Below are 1,885 nucleotides of genomic sequence, written 5' to 3' on the forward strand. Positions count from 1 at the left end.
CAGAGCCAGAGCCAGAGCCCGTTGCGGAATTGCCGCCGGAGCCGGTGCCGGACATCGAGCCCGAACCTCTCCCCGAACCGTACCCGGAACCGTTGCCCCAGCCGGATCCTGAGCCGATCCCGGAATCGGAATTGGTCATGGAAGAGGCTCTGCCGCCGCCCGAAGCGCCGGTGGACCTCGTCATCGACGATCCGATCCCTGAGCCGGAGTCCTTGCCGCTTGCCGTAGAGGAGGAGGTGCTGCCGGATCCTCAGCCAGGTCTGCCGGTCGAAGTCATTCCTGAAGAACCGGCCATGGAAGACCCGGAGGATGTGCCAGACGAGCTTCCGGACACGCTGGAAGCTCCCTTTGAAGACGCCGAGCCGGACCTTGAGGCCGAAGTCCTGCCTGAGGAATTGCTCGAAACGACTCCCGATGAATCGGTTGAGGATCTGCCTGAAAGTATTCCCGACGAACAGCCTGAAGAGATTCCGGAAGACCTCGTCGAGGAGATTGAGCCTGAAATAGAACCCGTTGAGGAAACGCTACCACCTGTGCCTGACCCGGTGGTTGAGCCTGACCCCGAAATGGAGCCTGTTGCGGAAGCGCCGCTCGAACTGGAGCCTCAGCCTGAACCGGTGCCCGAGGTAGACCTGCCCGATGTCGCGGAGCTGGAACCTGACCCGGACGAAGCGATCATCCTGCCGGAACCATCTGATGCGCCGCTGCAGACCCTTGCGACACCCGTGCAACAGCCTGCCACCACGGCGCAGCCTTTTGCCAGGCCCCAACCTTTTGGACGCCCGCCCCCCGTGCGCGTGCCGGGCATCGAGTTTTCCCTGCCGCCAGCTACGGCCGGGGGAGGGGGCGGCGCGCTTGGCGCGCTACTCTGCCACAAGCTCACCGAAGAACAGCGACTCAAGGCCAATTGCGATCTCGATGCCACCAAACAAGCCTATAAGGACGCCGCCAATGCCGGCCTCGACCGGGACGAGCAGAACCGGCTCGACGGCACCTATGACGGCCAGCTGCGCTCAACCCTGCCGGATGATTCCGCGTTTGAGAGCTTCCTGAAACGCAATGACGGCATTCCGAAAACCACATTGGACGGGATCGACAACACGATCTTCATGGACCGCAAGCCGGAGTCCGAGCGCCAGCACGATCAGCTGATGCGCGGCGACACGATGGAGTGGGAAGACGAGGTCTTTGAGGCGCATCAGGACGAAGACTAGCGCCCGCAGCCCTATCTGCTTGACTCGAATATGCGACTCCGCCAACGGCTCAGGGTATGAACAAGGTTACTGTCTCCGTCTGCCCGCTGCCCCATTTCGAGGGGCTCGACCTGCCAGCCTATGAAACCATCGGCTCAGCCGGCATGGATGTCCGCGCGGCTGTTTCGCAGGACGACCCGATCCTGCTGCAGGCGGGTGAGCGGGCGATGATCCCGACCGGCCTGTCAGTGGCCATTCCGCAAGGCTATGAAATTCAGGTCCGCCCGCGCTCCGGCCTCGCAGCCAAGCATGGCCTGACCTGTTTGAACACGCCCGGCACGATCGACAGCGATTATCGCGGTGAGATCAAGGTGATCCTGATCAATCTCGGACAGGATGCCTTTACCATCCAGCGCGGCGAACGCATTGCCCAACTGGTTCTTGCGCCGGTCACGCAACTGGCATGGATAGAAGTGGACGCGCTGGACGAGACGGACCGCGGCGCCGGCGGATTTGGCTCAACCGGAAGATAATCCGGGTTTCTTCTTGAACATGTGTTCACCCCTCCTTACATATTGAATATCGATAAGTTCAGGAGAGCGGTGCATTCGCCGAATTGCGGATCCATCTAACAGACGGGGAGCTCCAAACGACTGACTTTCGTACCAACGTCTTGTCAGAAAAGGAGCCTC

General features: G+C 61.4%; 1 protein-coding gene and 1 pseudogene. Both read left to right on the plus strand.

Annotated features, from left to right (window positions below):
• Positions 1 to 1,214: pseudogene (locus tag B2344_RS12430) on the plus strand (hypothetical protein); the annotation flags it as partial.
• Between the two features lie 56 nt (positions 1,215 to 1,270).
• Positions 1,271 to 1,726, plus strand: a complete 456-nt coding sequence (gene dut, locus B2344_RS12435; protein WP_290485324.1) for a dUTP diphosphatase — start codon at positions 1,271 to 1,273, stop codon at positions 1,724 to 1,726.
• Positions 1,727 to 1,885: the final 159 nt, after the last annotated feature.

The organism is Hyphomonas sp. UBA3195 (genome assembly GCF_002366485.1).
Lineage (GTDB): Bacteria > Pseudomonadota > Alphaproteobacteria > Caulobacterales > Hyphomonadaceae > Hyphomonas.

Excerpts from the sequence above, each read along its gene's own strand:
- dut (WP_290485324.1), top strand. The coding sequence starts at position 1,271 with ATGAACAAGGTTACTGTCTCCGTCTGCCCGCTGCCCCATTTCGAGGGG.